This window comes from Sphingomonas larreae (genome assembly GCF_051400595.1).
In the GTDB taxonomy this organism is placed as follows: domain Bacteria; phylum Pseudomonadota; class Alphaproteobacteria; order Sphingomonadales; family Sphingomonadaceae; genus Sphingomonas.
The window spans coordinates 235,529-259,095 of sequence record NZ_JBLFFI010000002.1 but is presented as its reverse complement, the minus strand read 5'-3'; the positions used below and the strand labels follow the sequence as shown (position 1 = coordinate 259,095).

Below are 23,567 nucleotides of genomic sequence, written 5' to 3'. Positions count from 1 at the left end.
GCGCGGCGCCACGGCGCCCGTTGCGCTAAATGATTCGACGCTCACCCTCGCGCTTGCGACGTGGCGACGACGGCGCTATATCCGCCGTGCTTTCTCTTACATCGCGAGGTGCAAGGGGCTGCGGGGCTCGCTCCGCGGCGGCGACCAACGCATGTCCGGCAGGTGCACTTGAGCGATAACGACGCCCTTCAACGACTGATCGAGCCCGAGGCCCAGGCGCTCGGCTTCGCGCTGGTGCGCGTGCGGCTGTTCGGCAAGGGCGATGAGCGCACGCTCCAGGTGATGGCCGAGCGCCCCGACACGCGCCAGCTCACCATCGACGATTGCGCCGAGCTGTCGCGCCGGCTCTCCGACATGCTCGATCAGCTCGAGGCCGAGGGGCGCGATCCGATCGAGGGCGCGTACCGGCTCGAAGTGTCGTCGCCCGGGATCGACCGGCCGCTGACGCGCCGTCAGGATTTCACCGATTGGGCGGGTCATGAGGCACGCATCGTGCTCACCGAGCCGGTCGACGGGCAGAAGCAGTTCAAGGGCGATCTGGAAGGCATCGATGCCGATGGCCAGATCGCCATCCGTCATTCCCGCACGCACGAGCTGGCGCGCGTGCCGTTCGCCCTGATCGCCGACGCCAAGCTGGTGCTCACCGACCGGCTGATCGCCGCAACCGTGCCGCTCTCGATGGAGGGCGCCGACGAAGAGATAGAAGACTTGTCCGCTGACGCGGACAGCGTGGAAGAAGAGGAATCGAACTGATGGCCACCGGGGTCACCGCCAACCGTGCCGAGCTGATCGCGATCGCCAACTCGGTCGCGTCGGAGAAGATGATCGACAAGGCGATCGTCATCGAGGCGATGGAGGACGCGATCCAGCGCGCCGCGCGCACCCGCTACGGCCAGGAGATGGACATCCGCGCCAAGCTCGATCCCAACAACGGCGACCTGCGGCTGTGGCGCGTCGTCGAGGTGGTGGAGCTGGTCGACGACATCTACAAGCAGGTGGATGTCGCCGGCGCGCAGAAGCTGCAGCCGGGCGCGAGCGTCGGCGACTATCTGGTCGACCCGCTGCCTCCGATCGAATTCGGCCGCATCCAGGCGCAGGCCGCGAAGCAGACGATCTTCCAGAAGGTGCGCGACGCCGAGCGCGAGCGTCAGTACGAAGAGTTCAAGGACCGCGCCGGCGAGATCATCACCGGCGTCGTCAAGCGGGTCGAGTTCGGCCATATCGTCGTCGATCTCGGCCGCGCCGAGGGCGTGATCCGCCGTGACGCGCAAATTCCGCGCGAGGTGGTGCGAGTCAACGACCGCATCCGCTCGCTGATCCTCAAGGTGGTGCGCGAGAACCGCGGGCCGCAGATCTTCCTCAGCCGCGCGCACCCCGATTTCATGAAGAAGCTGTTCGCGCAGGAAGTGCCCGAAATCTACGACGGTATCATCGAGATCAAGGCGGCCGCGCGCGATCCGGGCAGCCGCGCCAAGATCGGCGTGATCTCGCACGATTCCAGCATCGACCCGGTCGGCGCCTGCGTCGGCATGAAGGGCAGCCGCGTCCAGGCGGTGGTGCAGGAGATGCAGGGCGAGAAGATCGACATCATTCCCTGGTCGCCCGATACCGCCACCTTCGTCGTCAACGCGCTGCAGCCGGCCAATGTCGCGCGCGTGGTGATCGACGAGGAAGAGGATCGCATCGAGGTGGTCGTCCCCGACGATCAGCTGAGCCTCGCGATCGGCCGCCGCGGCCAGAACGTGCGCCTTGCCTCGCAGCTCACCGCCAAGGCGATCGACATCCTCACCGAGACCGACGCCAGCGAGAAGCGCCAGCAGGAGTTCGTGAAGAATTCCGAGCTGTTCCAGAACGAGCTCGACGTCGACGAGACGCTGGCGCAGCTGCTGGTGGCCGAGGGCTTTGGCGCGCTGGAAGAGGTCGCCTATGTCGAGCTCGATGAGCTCGCCGGGATCGAGGGCTTCGACGAGGATCTGGCGCAGGAGTTGCAGAGCCGCGCGCAGGAGGCGCTCGACCGCCGCGAGCAGGCCGCGCGCGAGGAGCGCCGCGCCTTGGGCGTCGAGGACGCGCTGGCCGAGCTGCCGTATCTCACCGAGGCGATGTTGGTCACGCTCGGCAAGGCCGGCATCAAGACGCTCGACGATCTGGCGGATCTCGCCACCGACGAGCTGGTCGAGAAGAAGCGCGCCGAGCCGCGCCGCCGCAACGACGACGCGCCGCGGCGTGACTCGCGCAACGACGGCCGCGGCAACGGCGGCGTGCTCGGCGAATATGGTCTGAGCGACGAGCAGGGCAATGAGATCATCATGGCCGCGCGCGCGCACTGGTTCGAGGACGAAGGCGGCGAGACGGCCGACGCGGACAGCGCCGGTGAGGAGAATGCCGAGCAGGAGACGCAGGCCTGATGCCGTTCGTCTCGATCCGATTGGCGGGCAGCGCGACGCGCGAGCAGAAGGCGGGGATCGTGGCTGATGTCACGTCCTCGCTGGTGACGCGGCTGGGCAAGAACCCGGCTGCGGTGCAGATCGTGATCGAGGAAGTGTCGACCGAGAATTACGGCGCCGGCGGGCAATTGCTCGCCGACCGCGACGCGGGCACGACGGGTGCCGTCTCTTCCAGCCAGGGAGACGCGCATGCGGCACCCGGGCAATGAGACCCTAGGCGGTCTCGCGCAGTCGCTGGCTCACCCGTCATCCCGGCCTTGTGCCGGGATCCACCGTGCCGCGCGCTCGCCAGCCATGACGCACGCGGACGAGTGGGCCCCGGAACAAGTCCGGAGTGACGGGTGGAGTTGGCCGGACCAACTCTCACCCTCGCAGCCGTGGCAGCCCCAGACCGATCGCCAGATCATCTCAATGCGGATTGTCGCGCTCAACGAGATTGAACTTCCACAGCCGGGGCCATCGTTTGATGCGCTTCTCGGCGGCGATCGCGTCGACCATCGTCGCAGCTGTCTCGTACCAGACGAGCCGCGTGATCCCGTGTCTCTTGGTGAAGCCGTCAGCGGTGCCTTCACGATGCTGTGTCATCCGCGCCGCCAAGTCCGCCGTAACGCCGACGTACATGGTGCCATGAGGCGCACTCGCCCGCAGGTACACGCCGGGCACGCGTTCGCGCATCGGCGACCCTCCCGCTCCATTATGGGAGACGCGCGCGCATGAGCGACCCCGTCCGCTCCTGCATCCTCACGCGCGAGCGTGCCGACCCGGCGCGGCTCATCCGCCTCGCACTCGCGCCGGACGGGCGCGTGCTGCCCGACGTCCGCGCCAAGGCGCCCGGGCGGGGTGCGTGGATCGGGGTCGCGCGTCCCGAGCTCGAACAGGCGATCGCCAAGGGCAAGCTCCGCGGTGCGCTCGCGCGCGCGTTCAAGTCCGGCGACCTCACCATCCCGGACGATCTGCCGGACCTGATCGCCACCGCGCTGGAGCGAAACGCGCTCGACCGACTCGGGCTCGAGGCGCGTGCCGGCACGATCGCTACGGGCGCCGAGCGGATCGAGACCGCGGCGCGCGCGGGCAAGCTCCACGCGCTCTATCATGCGGCTGACGCGCGCGACGATGGCTGCCGCAAGCTGGCGCAGGCGTGGCGCGTCGGCAGCGATCGCGAAGGAAGTGACCTCAAGGGCTTGGCGTTGCCGGTCGGGCGCCCCATATTGTCGTTGGCGCTGGGCCGCGAGAATGTGGTACATATCGGCGTCATTGACCGCACCGCGGCCGGACGATTGGGCGAAGCGCTCGACCGCTGGCTGCACTTTATCGGCCCTGAACTGACCCCCGCACCTTGCGCTACGGCCGCGCAAGGCGCATCGGCGCCCGGCATCGCCGGGCCCGCTTCGGCCGTGAGAATGCACGAGGAATTTGAGTGAGCGAGACCGACAACGACAAGCCGAAACTCGGGATGCGCGCGCCGTTGGGGCTGAAGCGCACAGTCGAGACCGGCAAGGTGAAGCAGAGCTTCAGCCACGGCCGTAGCAATACGGTGGTGGTCGAGGTGAAGCGTCGCCGCGTGCTCGGTCCGCAGGGAACGCCCGAGACCACGCCGGCGCCCGCGCCTGAGCCGGTCGCGGCGACCCCGCCGCCCGCGCCCGAGCGGCCCGCCCCGCGTCCGCCGGTCTCGAACGAGACCGCGCAGGAGCGCCAGGCGCGCCTGCTGCGTGAGGCCGAGGACCAGCGCATGCATGCGCTGGAGGAAGCGCGTCGTCGTGAGGAGGCCGAGCGCCAGCGCGCGGCCGAAGAGGAGCGTCGTCGCGTCGAGGAGCGCGCCCGCGCCGAGGCCGAGGCGCGCGCCGCCGCTGCCGCGCCGGCCCCCACGCCCGAGCCGAGCCCGGCACCCGAGCCGACTCCGGCTCCCGCCCCCGCGCCCGTGGAGGCGGCACCGAGCGCGCCCGCGTCTCCGGCTCCGGAGGTGGCCGCGCCGACGCCGCAGCCCGAGCCGGTTGCGGCCGCGACTCCGGCACCACGTCCGACGCCGGCCCCGGCCCCCGCGGCGCCCCCGCCTGCGGCCCCGCCCCCACCGGTGCTGGAGCTCGCGCGCGACCCCGCGATGCCGGCGCCGCGGCGCTTCTCGCCGGTGGCGCGCCCGGAGATCCCGAAGCCGCAGCCCAAGCCCGAGCCGAAGCCCGCGCCGGCTCCGACCGCTAGCGCCGCCCCGGCGGCGAGCGGCGGCCCGGCCGGCGGCGCACCGCGCAGCCTGCCGAGCGGTCAGGCCACCCCGCGCAACGCCGCACCGGCCGCGCGTCCACAGCAGCGTGATCGCAAGGGCGACGAGCGCCGCGGCGGCAAGCTGACGGTCACTCGCGCGCTCAACGAGGACGGCGCGCGCGCGCGCAGCCTCGCCGCGCTGAAGCGCGCGCGCGAGAAGGAGCGGCGTGGCTTCTCCGGCCCGCGCGAGCCGCAGGCCAAGCAGGTCCGCGACGTGCAGGTGCCCGAGGCGATCACCGTGCAGGAGCTCGCCAACCGCATGGCGGAGCGCGGCGCCGACCTGGTCAAGACGCTGTTCAAGATGGGCATGCCCGTCACCATGACGCAGACGATCGATCAGGACACCGCCGAGCTGCTGGTGACCGAATTCGGCCACAACATCGTGCGCGTCTCCGATTCGGACGTCGACCTCGCGCTCGACACCACTGAGGATTCGGGGGACCAGCTCCAGCCGCGTCCCCCAGTCGTCACGATCATGGGCCATGTCGACCACGGCAAGACCAGCCTGCTCGACGCGCTGCGTGGCACCGACGTCGCCAAGGGTGAGTCGGGTGGCATCACGCAGCATATCGGCGCCTATCAGGTGACGCTGAAGGACAAGTCGAAGATCACCTTCCTCGACACGCCGGGCCACGAGGCCTTTACCGCGATGCGCGCGCGCGGCGCGGACGTGACCGACATCGTGGTGCTGGTGGTCGCCGCGGACGACGGGCTGATGCCGCAGACGATCGAGGCGATCAACCACACCAAGGCGGCGGGCAAGCCGATGATCGTGGCGATCAACAAGATCGACAAGCACGATGCCAATCCGCAGCGCGTGCGCGAGCGTCTGCTCGAGCATGACGTCCAGGTCGAGATGATGGGCGGCGAGACGCAGGACGTCGAGGTGTCCGCGCTCAAGAAGACCGGACTCGACGAGCTGATCGAGAAGATCCAGCTCCAGGCCGAGCTGCTGGATCTCACCGCCAACCCCGATCGCGCCGCCGAGGGCAGCGTGATTGAGGCGAAGCTCGACAAGGGTCGTGGCCCGGTTGCCACGGTGCTCGTCACGCGCGGCACGCTCAAGGTGGGCGACGTCTTCGTCGTCGGCGCCGAGAGCGGCAAGGTCCGCGCGCTGGTCGACGACAAGGGGCGCCAGCTCAAGCAGGCGGGTCCGTCGATGCCGGTGGAGGTGCTCGGTCTGTCGGGCACGCCGTCGGCGGGCGACCAGCTCCAGGTGGTCGAGAACGAGGCGCGTGCGCGCGAGGTCGCCGAGTATCGCCAGAGCGTGTTGCTCCAAAAGCGCACCACGGCGGCGCCGACCAGCCTCGAGAACATGTTCTCGGCACTGCGCGCCAATGCCGCGATCGAATATCCGCTCGTGGTGAAGGCCGATACGCAGGGCACGGTCGAGGCGATCGTCGCGTCGATCAACAAGATCTCGACCGATCTCATCAAGGCGCGGGTGCTCCACTCGGGCGTGGGCGGGATCACCGAGAGCGACGTGACGCTGGCAGGGGCATCGGGGGCGCCGATTATCGGCTTCCACGTCCGCGCCAATGCCAAGGCGCGCGAGATCGCCGAGCGGCAGAAGGTGGCGTTGAAGTACTATGACGTCATCTACGACCTGATCGACGAGATCCGTGCCGGCATGGCGGGCGAGCTCGGGCCGGAGGCATTCGAGACGGTGGTCGGCCGCGCCGAGATCCGTGAGGTCTTCTCCGCGGGCAAGCACGGCAAGGCGGCGGGTCTGCTCGTCACCGAGGGTATCATCCGCAAGGCGCTCAAGGCGCGCATCACGCGCAACGACGTCATCATCTATCAGGGTGAGATCGCGTCGCTGCGCCGCTTCAAGGACGATGTCGCAGAGGTGCGCGCGGGCCTGGAGTGCGGTGTGACGTTCTCGCAGAACTTCGTCGACATCAAGGCCGGCGACTATCTCGAGACGTACGAGGTCGAGCTGCGCGAGCGCACGCTGTAAGCCGCTGCGCCGGTCTCCCCCGGAGGCCCGTCGCAAGCATCTCGTCATCCCGGCCTTGCGCCGGATCCATCGTCCGCACGCACCACATCGTGGCGTTCGCGGGGCGTTGGATCCCGGAGCAAGTCCGGGATGACGCTATATCGACGCGCGAACGCGCTCGCTGCCGATCTTCCTCGCGAAGGGGACACGAACGAGAATGAACCAGCCTCAGGAGAAATCCGTTCGCACGCTGCGCGTCGGCGAGCAGGTGCGTCACGTGCTGTCGGAGATCCTCCAGCGTGGCGACGTGCATGACGACACGCTGGCCTCGCACATGGTGAGCATCACCGAGGTGCGGATGTCGCCCGACCTGCGCCATGCCACGGTGTTCGTGAAGCCGCTGCTAGGGCGCGACGAGGAAGCGGTGCTCAAGGCGCTGCGCACCAACACCGCCTATCTCCAGCGCGAGGTCGCACATCGCGTGCGGACGAAATATGCAGCCAAGCTCAAGTTCCTGGCGGACGAGAGCTTCGACGAGGGCAGCCACATCGACTCGCTGCTGCGCCGCCCCGAGGTGGCGCGCGACCTGCCGGCGGAGGGCGAGGACGATTGACGCTCTCACCGGTAAGACCCATCTTACCGGCATGAACGCGATCACGCGACTTTCGGATAAGGGCCAGGTCGTCGTCCCCAAGGCGATCCGTGACCTGAAAGGCTGGGCCCCGGGGCTCGACCTGGAGGTAGTCGACGCCGGCGACGGTGTGCTGCTGCGGCCGCGCCGTCGGATCAAGACGCTGACGCCGTCAGAGGCGGTGGCGCGCTTCAAGGAGATCTACCAGCATCAGGGTCCGCCAGTCACGCTCGAGGAGATGGACGAGGCGATCGCCGAGGAGGTCGCCCGTCGAGCCGAGCGCTGGTGACCACCGCGGTCGACACGAACGTGGTGCTGCGGTGGATCACGCGCGACGATCCGGTACAGGCCGCGCTCGCCGATCCGATCTTCGACAAGCCTGTCGTCATCACCACGACGGTCTTGCTGGAGACCGAGTGGGTCTTGCGCGGACGACGGTACGCGATGCGGCGCGACACCATCGCCACCCTCCTCGAGCAAATCGCGGAGACCACGACGGTGACACTCGAGCACGAGGACGGCGTGCGCTGGGCCATCGGGCGATATCGCTTGGGCGCCGATTTCGCCGACATGATCCACCTCGTCGTACCGGCGGAAGCCACACGCTTCGTCACCTTCGACCGCCGCCTCGCGCGCCACGCCGGCACCGACGCGCCGCTCGCGATCGAGACGCTCGCCTGATGGCCAAGCTGTATTTCTACTATGCCAGCATGAACGCGGGGAAGTCGACCAACCTGCTCCAGGCCGACTTCAACTATCGCGAGCGCGGCATGCGCACGATGCTGTTCACCGCCGCGGTGGACGATCGCTTCGCCGCGGGCACGATCACCTCGCGGATCGGCCTCGCCGCGCCGGCGACGATGTTCGACGCCGCGACCGACCTCGCCGCGCTGGTCGCGGCCGAGCACGCGCGCGCGCCGCTGGCGTGCGTGCTGGTGGACGAGGCGCAGTTCCTCACCGCGGCGCAGGTCGACCAGCTCGCCTGGCTCGCCGACGTCGAGGACGTGCCCGTGCTCGCCTACGGCCTGCGCACCGACTTCCTCGGCCAGCTCTTCGCCGGCTCGGCACGGCTGCTCGCGCTGGCGGACTCGCTGGAGGAGATCAAGTCGGTGTGCGCGTGCGGGCGCAAGGCGACGATGAACCTGCGCGTCGACGCCGACGGTCACCCCGTCAGCGCTGGGCGCCAGACCGAGATTGGTGGCAACGACCGCTATGTCGCGCTGTGCCGCCGCCATTTCAGCGCGGCACTGGCGAAGGGGTGACTCACCAGTCACAGTTGGGCGCAACCTCGATACATGGCTCGTCCTCGCCTAGCGGCTCGAAGTTGGCGCGCAGCATGCGATAGGTTGCCGGTGAGACATAGAGCCCGGCGGCGTCGCTGCGATTCCGTCGTTCGATCCGCTCCATCGCAACGTCGTCGGGACAGTCGAGCCGATACAGCACCGCCGTGCCCCCGTACTCGCGCGCGAGCCGCATGGCCGCGAAACGATCGGCCCCCGTCCAAAAGCCAAGATCGAGGACGACGCTTGTTCCCACCTGCAAGCAGCGGGTCCACGTACCCTCCATGACAGCGCTCACGCGGGCCGACATACCGGCGAAGTGATCGGCTGGAGGATCGCGGCCGAACAGCGTCTCCACCCACTCGTCGTGCGTGAACCGGATCGCGCGTCGCTGCTGTTCGAGCCGCCTTGCGAACGTCGTCTTGCCGACGCCGAGAAATCCGTGAAGCAGATGCGCGATAGGTGGCGAGGACATCGCCCGAGCAGAACACGGCGAACAGATCGTCACAAGGGCGCGGACGCCGCCACCTAGCCGAACCGCGCGCCCTCGCCTATCTCGCGCTTCATGGACCCCACCGGCATCATCTGGCGGGCGGCAGTGTGGATCATCCCGCTGGTGCTCGCGATCGTCTTCCACGAGGTGAGCCACGGGCTCGCCGCGCGCGCGCTCGGCGACCCCACCGCCGCCGAGCAGCGCCGGCTGTCGCTCAACCCGTTGCGCCACGTCGACCCGGTCGGCACGGTGATCCTGCCGCTGCTGCTCGCGCTCGCGAAGGCGCCGGTGTTCGGCTGGGCCAAGCCGGTGCCGGTCGACGCGCGTCGCCTGCCCCATCCGCGGCGCGACATGATGCTGGTGGCGCTCGCCGGGCCGGGATCGAACCTCGTGCTCGCCTTGGTCGGCGCGGTGCTGCTCGGCGCGCTGACCCCCAGCCTCTATGGCATCGCGCCCGGCAGCCTCACCGCCTTCGTCGCGGCCAATCTGCTCAACTTCGTGATCATCAACGTCTTCCTCGCGATCTTCAACCTGATCCCGCTGCCGCCGTTCGATGGCGGGCATGTCGTCGCCGGGCTGCTGCCCGAGCGGCTGGCGCAGCGCTGGGACCAGCTTGCGCGCTACGGGCTGCTGCTCTTCATCCTGCTGCTGCTGGTGCTGCCGTCGATCGTGCCCGGCGCCAACATCGTCCAGCGGCTGGTCGCGCCGCCTGCGCAGGCTTTGACCGAATGGTATCTCGGCCTCGCCCAGTCGATCGCGGGCTGAGCGCGTGCACGGCTGGCTGATCCTCGACAAGCCGCTCGGGCTGGGGTCGACCCAGGGTGTTTCCGCGGTGAAGCGCGCGCTGCGCACCGCGGGAGCGCCCAAGCTGAAGGTAGGGCACGGCGGCACGCTTGACCCGCTCGCCACCGGCGTGCTGCCGATCGCGATCGGCGAGGCGACCAAGCTCGCCGGGCGGATGCTCGACGGCGACAAGGTCTACGACTTCACGATCCGCTTCGGCGAGCAGACCGAGACGCTCGACGCCGAGGGCAAGGTGATCGCGACGAGCGACGTGCGTCCTACGCTGGCGCAGGTGGAGGCGGTGCTGCCGCGCTTCACCGGTCCGATCGCGCAGGTGCCGCCGGCCTATTCGGCGCTCAAGGTGGACGGCGCGCGGGCGTATGACCTCGCACGCGCGGGCGAGGAGGTGGTGCTCGCGACGCGCGACGTGACGGTGCATGGATTGGCGCCCGCTGAGCCCGACACGCTCATTCCGTCCCCGCCGTCATCCCGAACTCGTTTCGGGATCCACGGCGCGGCAGATCCAGCGGCCGAGGTGCGCGCCGACGGGTGGATCCTGAAACAAGTTCAGGATGACGGCGGAAGGGACGACACTGCCCCTCTCGACCAGATCACCCTCACCGCCCATGTCTCTAAGGGCACCTACATCCGCAGCCTGGCACGCGACATCGCGCTGGCGCTCGGCACGGTCGGCCATGTCACCTACCTGCGCCGCACCAAGGCCGGCCCGTTCACGCTCGCCGAGGCGATATCGCTGGACAAACTCGACGAACTCGCTAAGGCGCGCGGTCTTGAACACTCCCTTCTGCCGCTGGGCGCGGGGCTGGACGACATCCCGGCTCTCTCGCTCACTCCCGACCAGGCAGGGGCGCTCCGTCAGGGGCGAGTGCTGGCCGGGATCGCCGCCGATGACGGCCAGGCCGTCGCGCTGCTGGGTGGAACACCCGTCGCGCTGGTCGAGGTGGAAAGCGGGCTCGCCCGCGTCGTCCGCGGCTTCAACCTGTAACGCATCGATGTCGCTAGGAAATTAAATGACGATCACCGCTGAACGCCGCCAGGAAGTCATCAAGGATCACGCCCGCGCCGATGGCGACACCGGGTCGGTTGAGGTCCAGGTCGCGATCCTGACCGAGCGGATCAAGAATCTGACCGAGCACTTCAAGGGCCACGCGAAGGACAACCATTCCCGCCGCGGCCTGCTGATGATGGTCAACAAGCGGCGCTCGCTGCTCGACTATCTCCGCAAGCGCGACGGCGACCGCTACGTCGCCCTGATCGCGAAGCTCGGCCTTCGCAAGTAACATAAAGGGGCGGTCCGCAAGGTCCGCCCCTTTTGTCATCCCGGACCATGGTCCGGGATCCAGCAAGCAGGGGCGCGGGAGCGCCCGGCCGGTCCGCTGGAGCCGGCGCGGGAGGACGGACAATAAGGTCCGCCCTTCCCTGGGCCGCTACTGGCCCATTCGCAGGCCCCCCGGTGATCCGCACCGGGGAGTGAAGGATATGATATGTTCGATACCAAGAAGGTAGAAATCCAGTGGGGCGGCAAGACGCTGACCCTGGAGACCGGCCGCGTCGCGCGTCAGGCAGACGGCGCCGTGATCGCGACGCTCGGCGAGACGGTCGTGCTCTGCGCGGTGACCGCCGCCAAGACCGTCAAGGAGGGGCAGGACTTCTTCCCGCTCACCGTCCATTATCAGGAGAAGTTCTCCGCCAGCGGCCGTATCCCGGGCGGCTTCTTCAAGCGCGAGCGCGGCGCGACCGAGCGCGAGACGCTCATCAGCCGCCTGATCGATCGCCCGATCCGTCCGCTGTTCCCGGAAGGCTTCTACAACGAGATCAACTGCATCGCGCAGGTGCTCTCGTATGACGGCGAGAACGAGCCCGACATCGTCGCGATGGTCGCGGCCTCGGCGGCGCTGACCATCTCGGGCGTGCCGTTCATGGGCCCGATCGGCTGCGCGCGCGTCGGCTACAAGGACGGCGAGTACCAGCTCAACCCGACCGACGGCGAGGTCGCCGAGGGCGAGCTCGACCTGGTCGTCGCCGCCACGCACGACGCGGTGATGATGGTCGAGTCCGAGGCCAAGGAGCTGTCGGAAGAGGTGATGCTGGGCGCGGTGATGTTCGCGCACAAGGCGTCGCAGCAGATCATCGACGCGATCATCGACCTCGCCGAGCAGTCGGCCAAGGACCCGTGGGAGCTCGCCCCGGTCGACGACAAGTCGGCGACCATGGCCAAGCTGAAGAAGGCGATCGGCAAGGACGTCGAGGCCGCCTACAAGCTGACCGACAAGCAGGCGCGGCAGAACGCGCTCAACGCCGCACGCACCAAGGCGCGCGAGGCCTTCGCGGACCTCAAGGAGAGCGATCCGGCGCAGTATCTCGGCACGCTCAAGCTGGTGAAGAAGCTCGAGGCCGATGTCGTCCGCGGCGCGATCCTCAAGAGCGGCCGCCGCATCGACGGGCGCGACACCAAGACGGTGCGTCCGATCGCCGCGGAGGTGCACTTCCTGCCGCGCGCGCACGGCTCGGCGCTGTTCACCCGCGGCGAGACCCAGACGATCGCCACCACGACGCTGGGCACGCGCGACGCCGAGCAGATGATCGACGGGCTTAACGGCCTGTCGTACCAGCACTTCATGCTGCACTATAACTTCCCGCCCTATTCGGTCGGCGAAGTGGGCCGCTTCGGCGCGCCGGGCCGTCGCGAGATCGGCCATGGCAAGCTGGCGTGGCGCGCGCTGCACCCGGTGCTGCCGTCGAAGGAGGAGTTCCCCTATACGATCCGCGTCACCAGCGACATCACCGAGAGCAACGGCTCCTCGTCGATGGCGACGGTGTGCGGCGGCTCGCTGGCGCTGATGGACGCGGGCGTGCCGCTCAAGCGTCCGGTCTCGGGCATCGCGATGGGCCTCATCCTCGAGGGCAAAGACTATGCGGTCCTCAGCGACATCCTCGGCGACGAGGATCACCTCGGCGACATGGACTTCAAGGTGGCGGGCACGTCCGAGGGCATCACCAGCCTGCAGATGGACATCAAGATCGCCGGCATCACCGAGGAGATCATGAAGGTCGCGCTGGCGCAGGCCAAGGAGGGCCGCGCGCACATCCTCGCCGAGATGAACAAGGCGCTGGGTGAGACGCGCACCGAGCTGTCGGCGCACGCGCCGCGGATCGAGACGATGCAGATCGACAAGTCGAAGATCCGCGACGTGATCGGGACCGGCGGCAAGGTGATCCGCGAGATCGTCGCCACCACCGGCGCCAAGGTCGACATCGACGACGAGGGCGTGATCAAGATCAGCTCGTCGGACGGCGCGCAGATCGAGGCGGCGATGAACTGGATCAAGGGCATCGTCGAGGAAGCCGAGGTCGGCAAGATCTACAACGGCAAGGTCGTCAACATCGTCGACTTCGGCGCCTTCGTGAACTTCATGGGCGGCAAGGACGGTCTCGTCCACGTCTCCGAGATGAAGAACGAGCGTGTCGAGAAGCCGGGTGACGTCGTCACCGAGGGCCAGGAAGTGAAGGTCAAGGTCCTCGAGATCGACCCGCGCGGCAAGGTCCGCCTGTCGATGCGCGTCGTCGACCAGGAGACCGGCGCCGAGCTGGAGGACACCCGTCCGGCGCGCGAGCCGCGCGGCGAGCGCAGCGATCGTGGCCCGCGCCGCGAGGGCGGCGGGCGTGACGGCGGCCGCGGTGGTGACCGCGGCGGCGATCGTGGCGGTGACCGCGGTCCGCGCCGCGAGGGCCGCGGCCCGCGCCGCGAGCGCAGCGAGGGTGGTGCCAAGGAAGGCGGCGACGAGGGCGACGCGCCCGCGTTCGCCCCGGCCTTCCTGACCGGCGACCGCGACTGATTGGTCGCCTCATTATCGGGTGACCAAGTGACGGCCCCGGCAGCGATGCCGGGGCCGTTTCGCGTTCCGGGGCGCGGTCGCTGGAGGAGCGGGCGCTGCCTCTGTCGCCATGGGGCCGAAGGACCTTCCCGGCACTCTCGAAAGAGCAACCATCGATCAGGCTCCGGCCCGACCTGACCAGAACGGGGCGCTCGTCACCCGTCGCTGGATCTCGGCTCGAGGCCGGGATAACGGGAAGGCGGAGCGCTCCGGACTGGTCGCTCAGCCATGAAGGCCGGTTTCCTCCACGCTGAAGCGCGCTTCCGCGCAGGCGGAAGCCCAGAGCCCAGGCAGCAAGGTTGTTGGCGTTCGCCGGAGCACGCTGGCGGTTCAGGCGAGGTGGATCAGGCTGATATGCCATAGCCCTGCCTTGCAGCCGAGCGGGGAGACGCGCCCGCATACTGTCCTACGGATCACATCATCGGGCAGAGGCGAGCCATGCGCCTGTCACTTGCCGCCGCTCCTACCGCGCTCGACCCCCGGCGCTCGCTGGTCGCCGAGCCGCGGTTCGCCTGCGTCACTCCCGGGCGCCTCAACATTGACGACGCACCCGTACCCGTGTCTCAACGTTCGCGGCACACGAACCCCGCGCGCGTCTCAACATTCTCAACATTCGCGGGGCGCCCTGCCCTCAACTCATTGAACTTTCGTCGGGCACCCGCGCCCGCCCGGCGGCGTTACCCCGCCATGCCTACCGCCCCCGATCATCCGCTCCGCCTTGGCTTTCCGGTCAAGGTGATGGGCAAGCCCGGCCTCAAGAGCGGCGACACCCGTCGCTGGCAGGCCAATCCGCACCTCAAATGCTCGCTCGAGCAGGTCGACCGCGTGCTCGACTATCTCGCCAGCGAGCGGCTCGACATGTATCGGCTGTCGTCGGACCTGGCGCCTTATGCCACCCACCCCGACATGCCACAGTTCCACGACATGGTGCGCGAGAGCGATGCCGAGCTCGCCGCCTTCGGCGCCAAGGCGCGCGCGCTCGGCATCCGGCTGTCGTTCCACCCGTCGCAATATGTGCTGCTCAACAGCCCCGACGACACGCTCACCGCCAAGTCGATCTGGGACCTGTCGTCGCAGGCGGAGATGCTCGATCGCATGGGGCTCGACGAGGAAGCGGTGATGGTGACGCATGTCGGCGGCGTCTATGACGACCACGATGCCAGCCGCGCACGCTGGATCAAGGGTTGGGAGCGCTGCCCCGAGCATGTCCGCCAGCGCCTTGTGCTGGAAAACGACGATTTGCGCTTCTCCGCCGCCGACGCCTTGTGGATCCACGAGCGCACCGGCGTGCGGCTGATCTTCGACTATCAGCACTTCTGGTGTCTCAACCCCGAGGGGCTGGATATGCGCGAGACGCTGGAACGCTTCCTGGCAACCTGGCCCGCCGGGGTGCGCCCCAAGATCCATTTTTCGTCGCCACGTACCGAGATGCGCGAGGTTAAGCAGAAGATCACCGCCAAGCAGCGCGCCAGCGGCAAGACGGTGCGCAAGGGCGAGCTGGTCAAGGCGCCGGTGAAGGCGGGCGCACGGGTCAAGACGGTGCTGCGCCCGCCGGTGTGGACCGGCCATGCCGATTTCACCAACCCGTTCGAATTCGCCACCTTCATGCGCATGGCCGAGGGGCTGGTGTTCGACGTGATGATGGAGGGCAAGGCCAAGGACGTCAGCCTGCTCAAGCTGCGCCCCGACCTGCTGCGCTACGCCCCCGACGTGGCGGCGCGCTTCGGTATCACCGCGGCCGACGCCGACGCGCTCGCGGCGGACGAGGCCGCGCTGGAGAGCGGCGCGGCGGCAGCGGACGAGACGCCGGACGTGGACGAAGGCGAGGTGTGATGATGGTCGGTCGCTACTCCCGGTATCCGGGGCTCACCCGGTCGAGCTTGCGCAGCAGCGCAGGCCAGGCGAGCGCCTGCGCCACCATCCCCAGGCCGGCGGGGCTGGCCTGTCGCGCCACCTTCTCCTCCACCCCGGCGGGCGGGGGATTGAGCCCGTCGCGCCCGGCGGCCAGCATATGGACCTGCGCCTGGCACGCGCGCTCAAGGAAGTAGAGCCGCAGGAAACAGGCCGCGACCGAGTTGCCGACCGCAAGCGTGCCGTGGTGGCGCAGGATCATCGTGTTCTTGATGCCGAGATCCGCCACCAGCCGCTCGCGCTCATCGAGGTCGGTCGCGATGCCCTCATAGTCGTGATAGGCAACGTCATGATGCGCGATCATCGCGGTCTGGGTATGCGGCAGCAGCCCGCACGCCATCGCCGACACCGCCTGGCCATAAGGCGTGTGCAGATGCATCACGGCATGGGCGTCCTCACGCGCCATGTGAATGGCGGAGTGGATCGTGAAGCCCGCCGGGTTGACCGGGTGGGAGGCGACGCCGACCGGCTGGCCCTCGACGTCGATCTTCACCAGCGTCGAGGCGGTGATCTCCTCGAACATCATGTCATAGGGATTGATCAGGAAATGATGCTCGGGCCCGGGTACGCGCGCCGAGAGATGAGTGAAGATGAGGTCGTCCCAGCCGTACAGCGCGACCAAGCGATAAGCGGCGGCCAGGTCGACCCGCGCCTCCCACTCGCCGGGCGCGTAGCTCGGGGTATCCACCGACGCGAACGTCGCCATCACCTCTCTCCCCTCTTTTCACGGGAGAGTAGAGCAAGCATAGCGGAGTCGCCAGCGTGCGCTGGTCGGCAGATGGACGAATGGGCGTCCAAATGTACCCGTCATCACCTGCCCATCGGCGTCACCCCGGCGAAAGCCGGAGTCCAGCCGTTCGCGAGTAAGTCGTCCGAGGAACATGCAGGACGGTCGATACCGGACCACGTCCGGGATGACGCAAGTGACAGGTCGACCGTGTGGCCGCAGACCGGCCCCACAGCCGCAGGATCAGTCGACGAAGGCGCGCTCGATCACGAACTGGCCGGGATTGGCGTTAGAGCCCTCGACCAGCCCGCGCTGCTCGAGCATGGCCGCCACCTCGCGGATCATCGCGGTGGAGCCGCACAGCATCACGCGGTCGTTCTCGGGGTCGAACTTGGGCTCGCCGCCCAGCCCGTCGAACAGGCGCCCGTCCTCGATCAGAGCAGGGATACGCGCTTGCACCGGAAAGTCCTCGCGCGTCACCGTCGGCAAATAGCGGAACTGCGCGGCCGCCTGGTCCGACACCAACGGATCGTCCGCCAGCTTCGCCTCGAGCATCTCACGCCAGGCGAGATCGTCGACGCGGCGGACGCCGTGGACCACCACCACCTCGTCGAACCGCTCGTACACGTCCGGGTCACGCGCGACGCTGAGGAACGGCGCCAGCCCCGTGCCGGTCGACAGCAGGAACAGCCGCCGTCCGCCGAGCAAAGCGTCGAGCACCAGAGTGCCGGTCGGCTTCTTGCCGAGATAGACCTGGTCACCCGCCTCGATCTGCTGGAGCCGGCCGGTCAACGGCCCCTCGGGCACCTTGATCGAGAGGAACTCGAGCTCCTCCGCCCAGGCCGGGCTGGCGATTGAATAAGCGCGCATCACCGGCTTGGCCGGCTTGCCGTCGTCGCCCGCGATCCCGGGCAGGCCGATCATCACGAACTCGCCCGAGCGGAAGCGGAACGAGGCGGGACGCTCGACCGCAAAGCTGAACAGATGCCCGTTCCAGTGCCGCACCCAGGTGACCGCAACGCTGTGGAAGGCGGTGGATTCAGGAATAAGCACTGGCGCGCGGAGGTCGGTCATCGGCGATCCGGTCTGGGAGCTGGGAATGTCGTGCGAATGGCGCGCATTATGGCGCCGGGCGCGACGGGTCAACATAGTGCCGCTTGGGAGCGCCGCCGTCAGGCTTGTCCGGACGCGCCGTCGCGCTGCACCAAGGGCGCCTGCAGGAAGCGCAGCGCGACCCACTCCACCGCCGCGATGGTGCGCGCGAGCGCGGCCTCGGTGACGAGCGTCGCTGCGATCCGCCGCACCGCGTCGCGTTCTCCCCGCATTGCCGCGTCGATCAGGGCAAGCAACACCGCCTCGTCGTCGCTGACGGCCGGCGCGGCCGCATCGCCGAAGCGGAGCCAGCGTTTGCCGTCGCGGTCCAAGCTCGCCATCGCATTGGCGAAATCCGGCAGCGCCACGTTGACGCCGCGCCAGGTGAAGGCAGGGGCAAGCACGCGGCACGCGCACCCGCCACGGCGGGTGATCAGCGTCCAGTGTCGCATCGCGCTGACGAGGAAGTGAAGATGCTCGTCGAGCTGGTTGAGCGGCCGGTCGAGAAAGCGGTACATCGAAACCCCCGAGCTTGCGACTGCCTCGCAATAGCGCGATCGATCCTCGCTTGCAAGGGAATGAGCCCCCGCCCTTCCCCCGGCAACGCCGCGCGCCCATATCAGGCCCATGGCGATCCAGATCCGCACGTCCCTTGCCGAGCCGGAGACCGGCACCGACTTCGTTCCGCACCGCCCCAACCGCCCGCAGAAGGTCGAGGGCGGACGACCGTTCAAGCTGGTCAGCGAATACCAGCCCTCGGGCGACCAGCCGACCGCGATCCGCGAACTGGTCGATGCCGCCAAGGCCGGCGAGCGCGATCAGGTGCTGCTCGGCGTCACCGGCTCGGGCAAGACCTTCACCATGGCAAAGGTGATCGAGGAGATGCAGCGCCCCGCGCTGATCCTCGCGCCCAACAAGATCCTCGCGGCGCAGCTCTACGGCGAGTTCAAGAGCTTCTTCCCGGAGAATGCGGTCGAGTATTTCGTCAGCTATTACGATTACTACCAGCCCGAGGCCTATGTGCCGCGGTCGGACACGTACATCGAGAAAGAGAGCTCGGTGAACGAGTCGATCGACCGGATGCGCCACTCGGCCACCCGTGCGCTGCTGGAGCGCGACGACGTGATCATCGTCGCCTCGGTGTCGTGCCTGTACGGCATCGGCTCGGTCGAGACCTATTCGGCGATGATCTTCGACCTCAAGAAGGGTCAGACCGTCGATCAGCGCGAGATCGTGCGCAAGCTGGTCGCGCTGCAATACAAGCGCAACGATGCCGCCTTCCAGCGCGGCAACTTCCGCGTGAAGGGCGACACGCTCGAGATCTTTCCGTCGCACTATGAAGACAGCGCGTGGCGGGTGTCGTTCTTCGGCGACGAGATCGAGGAGATCGTCGAATTCGATCCGCTCACCGGCAAGAAAAACGCCGGCCTCAATTCGGTGCGGATCTATGCCAACTCGCACTATGTCACGCCCGGGCCGACGATGAAGCAGGCCGCCGAGGCGATCCGCCACGAGTTGACCGAGCGCCTCAAGGAACTCGAGATCGAGGGCAAGCTGCTGGAGCGCCAGCGGCTGGAGCAGCGCACGAACTTCGATCTGGAGATGATCGCGGCGACCGGCAGCTGCAACGGCATTGAGAATTACAGCCGCTTCCTGACCGGCCGCCTGCCGGGTGAGCCGCCGCCCACATTGTTCGAGTATCTGCCCGAGAATGCGCTACTCTTCGTCGACGAGAGCCACCAGACCATCGGCCAGATCAACGGCATGTCGCGCGGCGACCATCGCCGCAAGATCACGTTGGCCGAGTATGGCTTCCGCCTGCCCTCGGCGATCGACAACCGCCCGCTCCGCTTCAACGAGTGGGACGCGATGCGCCCGCAGACCGTGTGCGTTTCGGCCACCCCGGGCAGCTGGGAGATGGAGCAGGCCAGCGGCGTCTTCGCCGAGCAGGTAATCCGCCCGACCGGGCTGATCGACCCGCCGGTGGAGATCAAGCCGGTCGAGGAACAGGTACAGGACCTGATCGTCGAGTGCCGCGCCACCACCGAGAAGGGCTATCGCACGCTCGTCACCACGCTGACCAAGCGGATGGCGGAGGATCTCACCGAGTATATGCACGAGGCTGGGATCAAGGTCCGCTACATGCATTCCGACGTCGAGACGCTGGAGCGCATCGAGCTGATCCGCGACCTGCGGCTGGGCGTCTATGACGTGCTCATCGGCATCAACCTGCTGCGCGAGGGGCTCGACATTCCCGAGTGCGGGCTAGTCGCGATCCTTGATGCCGACAAGGAGGGCTTCCTTCGCTCCGAGACATCGCTGATCCAGACCATCGGCCGCGCCGCCCGCAACGTCGATGGGCGCGTGATCCTCTACGCCGACCGGATCACCGGCAGCATGGAGCGCGCGATGAACGAGACCGCGCGCCGCCGCGAGAAACAGGAGGCGTATAACCGCGAGCACGGCATCACGCCGACGACGATCCGCCGCAACATCGGCGACATCATCGCGCACGTCGCCTCGAAGGACCAGGTCACGGTCGAGATCGACGACGAGCGGCCGCACATGGTCGGCCACAATCTGCGCGCCTATATCGAGGAGCTCGAGAAGAAAATGCGCAAGGCCGCGTCCGACCTCGAGTTCGAGGAGGCCGGCCGGCTGCGCGACGAGATCCGCCAGCTGGAGCAGGAGGAGCTGGGGCTGCCGGTGGAACAGCACAAGGCGCCGCTGATGGGCCGCTCTAACGAGGGCAAGCCGGGCACGCGCAAGACCCGCTTCGGCAAGACGCAGCGCAAGTTCGGTAAGAGGTGAGGTCTGTCTTGATCGATCGGCGATGCGGAAGACCATCCTTCGGCTGATGTCAGCCAGCATCGTCACGTCGGCTTAGCGGGACATTCGACCAAGAAACCTTCCGTCATCCCAGACTTGGTCCGGGATCCACCGGGGCGCCTGTACTCGAAGCGCTGCTCTCGCGGAGGAGTGTATCCCGGATTCGGTCCGGGATGACGGAGAATGTAAGGGCCGGCTCGCGCATCTCACGCTGGTCCTGCTGAAGACCAGGCTGGCAGGCCTTTCGTCGCCTCAGACCCGCAGCTTCTCCTCACCCCGTGACGAAACAGGCCTCGCCGGCCACCTTCAGCCGGCCACACAGGTCCGCCGCGGCGCCGGCGCTGCCGGCGTTGACGCGCAGCCGATAGACGTTTCGGCCGTTGACCGTCGCCGGCTGCACCAGCTTCCCCAGCCCAGCGACATAGCCGAAGCGCTTGGCGATCGCGCTCCAGGCGACGTTCGCCGCCGCCTCGGTCGGGAAGGCGCCGAGCTGCACCAGCGTGCCGCCCGTCCCCGCACCCGGCACGCGCGGTGGCGGCGCTGCCACTGGCCGTGCCGCGCGCAGCGGCGCGGCAGCCTGCGGCACCGTCGCGCTTACCGAGGGCGCGCCCCCCGCCACGGTTGGCGTCGCGCTCGGCGCCGCGCTGGGCCGTGCGATCGGCGCCTCCGGCACAGCAGAAAGGTCGATCGCCGCCGCGGCGTTGCTGCCCGCGCTCGCCGCGATGGCAGAGTCGCCCTCGCCCTCCACCTTCATTCCGCCAGGTTCGTCGGGGCGAACCTTATAGTCGCCCGCCGGCGCCGCGATCAGCGCGCCCTCGCCCGCGACGCCGCGCTGGTAATGGTACAGGCCGAACAGCACCGCGCCGAGCACCGCCAGCCCGAGCAGCACGAGCAGCACGACGCGCCCGACCGGCGCACCCTCGGGCTCGTCGGGCTCGACCGTTTCGAGCCAGGGCAGGCGGTCCTCGTCGCCGCGCGCGAACGACCCAGACCTCGTCATCAGTGCATCTCCGTGACCGCCTCCACGCCCATGATGGCGAGGCCATTGCGGATAATCTGACCGATCGCGCTGGCCAAGGACAAGCGCGCGGCGGTGACCTGATGGTCCTCCGGGACGAGGAAGCGGCGCTCCGGCCGATCGTTGCCGACGTTCCAGAGCGCGTGGAACTCGGCCGCAAGATCATAGAGATAGAAGGCGATCCGATGCGGCTCGCGCGCCGCGGCGGCGGTCTCGACGACGCGCGGGAATTGCGCGGCCAGCTTCACCAGCGCCAGCTCCTCCGTATCAAGCCGGGACAGATCGGCCGCCGCGGCGCTGATTCCGGCCTCGGTCGCGCGGCGGTGCAGCGAGTGGACCCGGGCGTGCGCATATTGCACGTAGAAAACCGGGTTCTCCTTCGACGCCTCGACCACCTTGGCAAAGTCGAAGTCCATCTGCGCGTCGGCGCGACGCGTCAGCATCGTGAAGCGCACCACGTCCTTGCCGACCTCGCGCACCACGTCGGCGAGCGTCACGAAATTGCCCGCGCGCTTGGACATTTTCACCGGCTCGCCGGCGCGCAGCAGCCGTACCATCTGCACCAGCTTGACGTCGAAGCGGGTCTTGCCCTCGGTGAGCGCGGCGACTGCGGCCTGGATGCGCTTCACCGTCCCGGCATGGTCTGCGCCCCAGATATCGATCAACTGGTCCGCACCCTCCGCTTTCTGGAAGTGGTAAGCGAGGTCGGCGCCGAAATAGGTCCAGCTGCCGTTCGACTTCTTGATCGGTCGATCCTGATCGTCGCCGAACCGACTGGAGCGGAACAGCGGTAGCTCGACCGGCTCCCAGTCTTCCGGCGTCTCCCCCTTGGGCGCCTCGAGCACGCCGTCATAGACGAGGTCGCGCGCGCGCAGCCAGGCCTCGGCCGCCTCGGGCTTGCCCGCCGCCTGCAGCTCCGCCTCGGACGAGAACAGGTCGTGGTGGATGCCGAGCAGGGCGAGGTCGTCGCGGATCAGCACCAGCATCGCCGCGACCGCGCGGGTGCGGAAGAGCGCCAGCCACTCGCCTTCCGGCGCGGCGGCGTAGCAATCGCCGAACTCGGCCGCGAGCGCGCGACCGACCGGCACGAGATAATCGCCCGGGTACAAGCCCTCCGGAATCGCACCAACGTCCTCGCCGAGTGCCTCGCGGTAGCGCAGGTGCGCCGAGCGCGCGAGCACGTCGACCTGCCCGCCCGCGTCGTTGACGTAATATTCGCGCACGACGCGGTGGCCGGCGAACTCGAGCAGGCTGGCGAGCGCGTCACCGACCACCGCGCCGCGGCAATGCCCCATGTGCATCGGCCCGGTCGGGTTGGCCGAGACATATTCGATGTTGACGGTGACGCCCTCGCCGGTTGCGGAGCGCCCATAGTCGGCCGCGGCGTCGTGGATCGCCTTGATCTCGCCACGCCACACATCGTCGCGCAGGCGCAGATTGATGAAGCCAGGGCCGGCGACGCTCACCTCGGCGACGTCGGGCAGCGCGCGCAGCTCGCCCGCGAGCGCCTCGGCCAGCACCCGCGGATTGGTCGCAGCCGGCTTGGCGAGCACCATCGCCGCGTTGGTGGCGAGATCGCCGTGGCTCGGGTCACGCGGCGGCTCTACCGTCACGTTGCGGCGGTCCAGGCCGGCCGGCAGCGTGCCAGCCGCGGTGAGCGTATCGAGTGCGGCATCGACGTGAGCGGCGAAACGAGTGAAGAGTGTCATAGCGGCGGCGCCTTAGCTCATGGCTTGGAGTGACGCAAAAGCCATGCGTGCGTTTCGCACCGGCACAGCTGCACTTGCTGCAATCACGCATGCGCAACGGTGATTTGCACATATTGCATCGCAGCACGCATGTTGCACCGCATCAAACGGACGTCAGTCCCCAAGCTGGAGCAACGATCATGCGCACTCTCACGATCCTCGCTGCCGCCGCGGCCACGCTGGTCGCTACCGCGGCGACGGCCGCCCCCGTCGAGCGCAGCTTTACGCGTGACGGCCACACCTATGTCTACACCACCAGCGCGCTCGACGAGCAGCGCACGCTGATCGAAGGGCATGAGGCGGAGCGCGGCGGCCGCTTCCGCTTCGTGGTCAACGGCAATCGCGTGTCGGGCCAGGCCAATGGCGTGCCCGTGTCGTTCCGCGCGGCGCAGTCGCTCACCGTCAACGCCGCGGGCGCTGCCAACTGATCCGATCGGCCACGCTCGCCTTCGCACCGGCGAGCGTCTCGCCCGACCCGTCCGGTATCCACCACGAGCGAACGCCCAACGGGCGTGCAGGT

At 68.4% G+C, this 23,567-nt stretch carries 23 protein-coding genes; 16 read left to right on the top strand and 7 right to left on the bottom strand.

Annotation, left to right across the window (positions count from 1 at the left end):
* The first annotated feature begins 168 nt into the window (after positions 1-168).
* From rimP to ACMGDM_RS09445, 3 genes are read left to right on the top strand one after another with little or no spacing between them, the layout of a single operon-like run.
* Positions 169-753: a ribosome maturation protein RimP gene (gene rimP / locus ACMGDM_RS09455; protein WP_436803881.1), complete on the top strand. Its 585-nt coding sequence runs from the start codon at positions 169-171 to the stop codon at positions 751-753.
* Positions 753-2,405: a transcription termination factor NusA gene (gene nusA / locus ACMGDM_RS09450; protein ID WP_436803880.1), complete on the top strand. Its 1,653-nt coding sequence runs from the start codon at positions 753-755 to the stop codon at positions 2,403-2,405. Before rimP ends, nusA begins: the two co-directional genes overlap by 1 nt.
* On the top strand, positions 2,405-2,653 hold the full coding sequence (locus ACMGDM_RS09445) for a tautomerase family protein (protein ID WP_436803879.1): 249 nt from the start codon (positions 2,405-2,407) through the stop codon (positions 2,651-2,653). Before nusA ends, ACMGDM_RS09445 begins: the two co-directional genes overlap by 1 nt.
* 199 nt (positions 2,654-2,852) lie before the next feature.
* Here ACMGDM_RS09445 and ACMGDM_RS09440 read toward each other — a convergent pair whose 3' ends face one another.
* Positions 2,853-3,119 (bottom strand): GIY-YIG nuclease family protein, encoded by a 267-nt coding sequence (locus tag ACMGDM_RS09440; protein ID WP_436803878.1) that lies wholly within the window; start codon positions 3,117-3,119, stop codon positions 2,853-2,855.
* A gap of 38 nt (positions 3,120-3,157) precedes the next feature.
* Between ACMGDM_RS09440 and ACMGDM_RS09435 the strand changes: the two genes are divergently transcribed.
* The 6 genes from ACMGDM_RS09435 (at position 3,158) to ACMGDM_RS09410 (ending at position 8,532) form a co-directional block, all read left to right on the top strand.
* Positions 3,158-3,865 carry a DUF448 domain-containing protein gene (locus ACMGDM_RS09435; RefSeq protein ID WP_436803877.1) on the top strand — a complete coding sequence of 236 codons (708 nt, stop codon included), beginning with the start codon at positions 3,158-3,160 and terminating at the stop codon, positions 3,863-3,865.
* Positions 3,862-6,660: a translation initiation factor IF-2 gene (gene infB, locus ACMGDM_RS09430; RefSeq protein WP_436803876.1), complete on the top strand. Its 2,799-nt coding sequence runs from the start codon at positions 3,862-3,864 to the stop codon at positions 6,658-6,660. Before ACMGDM_RS09435 ends, infB begins: the two co-directional genes overlap by 4 nt.
* Before the next feature lie 196 nt (positions 6,661-6,856).
* Positions 6,857-7,252: a 30S ribosome-binding factor RbfA gene (gene rbfA, locus ACMGDM_RS09425; RefSeq protein WP_436803875.1), complete on the top strand. Its 396-nt coding sequence runs from the start codon at positions 6,857-6,859 to the stop codon at positions 7,250-7,252.
* Between the two features lie 31 nt (positions 7,253-7,283).
* A complete protein-coding gene (locus tag ACMGDM_RS09420; protein ID WP_436803874.1) occupies positions 7,284-7,559 on the top strand; it encodes an AbrB/MazE/SpoVT family DNA-binding domain-containing protein in 276 nt (91 codons plus the stop codon).
* Complete coding sequence (locus tag ACMGDM_RS09415) at positions 7,556-7,951, top strand: type II toxin-antitoxin system VapC family toxin (RefSeq protein ID WP_436803873.1); 396 nt, start codon at positions 7,556-7,558, stop codon at positions 7,949-7,951. Before ACMGDM_RS09420 ends, ACMGDM_RS09415 begins: the two co-directional genes overlap by 4 nt.
* Entirely contained in the window at positions 7,951-8,532 is a 582-nt protein-coding gene (locus tag ACMGDM_RS09410) for a thymidine kinase (RefSeq protein ID WP_436803872.1), read from the top strand. Before ACMGDM_RS09415 ends, ACMGDM_RS09410 begins: the two co-directional genes overlap by 1 nt.
* A 1-nt stretch (position 8,533) precedes the next feature.
* Here ACMGDM_RS09410 and ACMGDM_RS09405 read toward each other — a convergent pair whose 3' ends face one another.
* A complete protein-coding gene (locus ACMGDM_RS09405; RefSeq protein ID WP_436803871.1) occupies positions 8,534-9,058 on the bottom strand; it encodes a P-loop nucleotide/nucleoside kinase family protein in 525 nt (174 codons plus the stop codon).
* A gap of 57 nt (positions 9,059-9,115) precedes the next feature.
* Between ACMGDM_RS09405 and ACMGDM_RS09400 the strand changes: the two genes are divergently transcribed.
* From ACMGDM_RS09400 to uvsE, 5 genes are all read left to right on the top strand, one after another.
* Positions 9,116-9,808: a site-2 protease family protein gene (locus tag ACMGDM_RS09400; protein WP_436803870.1), complete on the top strand. Its 693-nt coding sequence runs from the start codon at positions 9,116-9,118 to the stop codon at positions 9,806-9,808.
* Between the two features lie 4 nt (positions 9,809-9,812).
* Positions 9,813-10,832, top strand: a complete 1,020-nt coding sequence (gene truB / locus ACMGDM_RS09395) for a tRNA pseudouridine(55) synthase TruB (RefSeq protein WP_436803869.1) — start codon at positions 9,813-9,815, stop codon at positions 10,830-10,832.
* Positions 10,833-10,857: 25 nt separating this feature from the next.
* Positions 10,858-11,127, top strand: coding sequence for a 30S ribosomal protein S15 (rpsO, locus tag ACMGDM_RS09390; RefSeq protein ID WP_219753998.1), 270 nt, complete (start codon positions 10,858-10,860; stop codon positions 11,125-11,127).
* A 204-nt stretch (positions 11,128-11,331) separates the two neighbouring features.
* Positions 11,332-13,683 carry a polyribonucleotide nucleotidyltransferase gene (pnp, locus tag ACMGDM_RS09385; protein ID WP_436803868.1) on the top strand — a complete coding sequence of 784 codons (2,352 nt, stop codon included), beginning with the start codon at positions 11,332-11,334 and terminating at the stop codon, positions 13,681-13,683.
* Between the two features lie 726 nt (positions 13,684-14,409).
* The gene (gene uvsE / locus ACMGDM_RS09380; protein ID WP_436803867.1) at positions 14,410-15,555 is read left to right on the top strand and encodes a UV DNA damage repair endonuclease UvsE; all 1,146 of its coding nucleotides are present in this window, start codon (positions 14,410-14,412) and stop codon (positions 15,553-15,555) included.
* Positions 15,556-15,568: 13 nt separating this feature from the next.
* Here uvsE and ACMGDM_RS09375 read toward each other — a convergent pair whose 3' ends face one another.
* The 3 genes from ACMGDM_RS09375 to ACMGDM_RS09365 form a co-directional block, all read right to left on the bottom strand.
* The gene (locus ACMGDM_RS09375) at positions 15,569-16,339 is read right to left on the bottom strand and encodes a class II aldolase/adducin family protein (protein WP_436803866.1); all 771 of its coding nucleotides are present in this window, start codon (positions 16,337-16,339) and stop codon (positions 15,569-15,571) included.
* A gap of 264 nt (positions 16,340-16,603) precedes the next feature.
* Positions 16,604-17,434 carry a ferredoxin--NADP reductase gene (locus tag ACMGDM_RS09370; RefSeq protein ID WP_436803865.1) on the bottom strand — a complete coding sequence of 277 codons (831 nt, stop codon included), beginning with the start codon at positions 17,432-17,434 and terminating at the stop codon, positions 16,604-16,606.
* A 98-nt stretch (positions 17,435-17,532) separates the two neighbouring features.
* Positions 17,533-17,970 carry a hypothetical protein gene (locus ACMGDM_RS09365; RefSeq protein ID WP_436803864.1) on the bottom strand — a complete coding sequence of 146 codons (438 nt, stop codon included), beginning with the start codon at positions 17,968-17,970 and terminating at the stop codon, positions 17,533-17,535.
* 109 nt (positions 17,971-18,079) lie between these two features.
* Between ACMGDM_RS09365 and uvrB the strand changes: the two genes are divergently transcribed.
* Entirely contained in the window at positions 18,080-20,263 is a 2,184-nt protein-coding gene (gene uvrB, locus ACMGDM_RS09360) for an excinuclease ABC subunit UvrB (RefSeq protein WP_436803863.1), read from the top strand.
* 289 nt (positions 20,264-20,552) lie between these two features.
* Here the strand turns inward: uvrB and ACMGDM_RS09355 are convergent, their stop codons facing one another.
* Together ACMGDM_RS09355 and argS are read right to left on the bottom strand one after the other, a co-directional pair.
* Complete coding sequence (locus tag ACMGDM_RS09355; protein ID WP_436803862.1) at positions 20,553-21,281, bottom strand: SPOR domain-containing protein; 729 nt, start codon at positions 21,279-21,281, stop codon at positions 20,553-20,555.
* Positions 21,281-23,008 (bottom strand): arginine--tRNA ligase, encoded by a 1,728-nt coding sequence (argS, locus tag ACMGDM_RS09350; protein WP_436803861.1) that lies wholly within the window; start codon positions 23,006-23,008, stop codon positions 21,281-21,283. The genes ACMGDM_RS09355 and argS overlap by 1 nt, the downstream gene beginning before the upstream one ends.
* A 179-nt stretch (positions 23,009-23,187) precedes the next feature.
* Between argS and ACMGDM_RS09345 the strand changes: the two genes are divergently transcribed.
* Complete coding sequence (locus ACMGDM_RS09345; protein WP_436803860.1) at positions 23,188-23,475, top strand: hypothetical protein; 288 nt, start codon at positions 23,188-23,190, stop codon at positions 23,473-23,475.
* Positions 23,476-23,567: the final 92 nt, after the last annotated feature.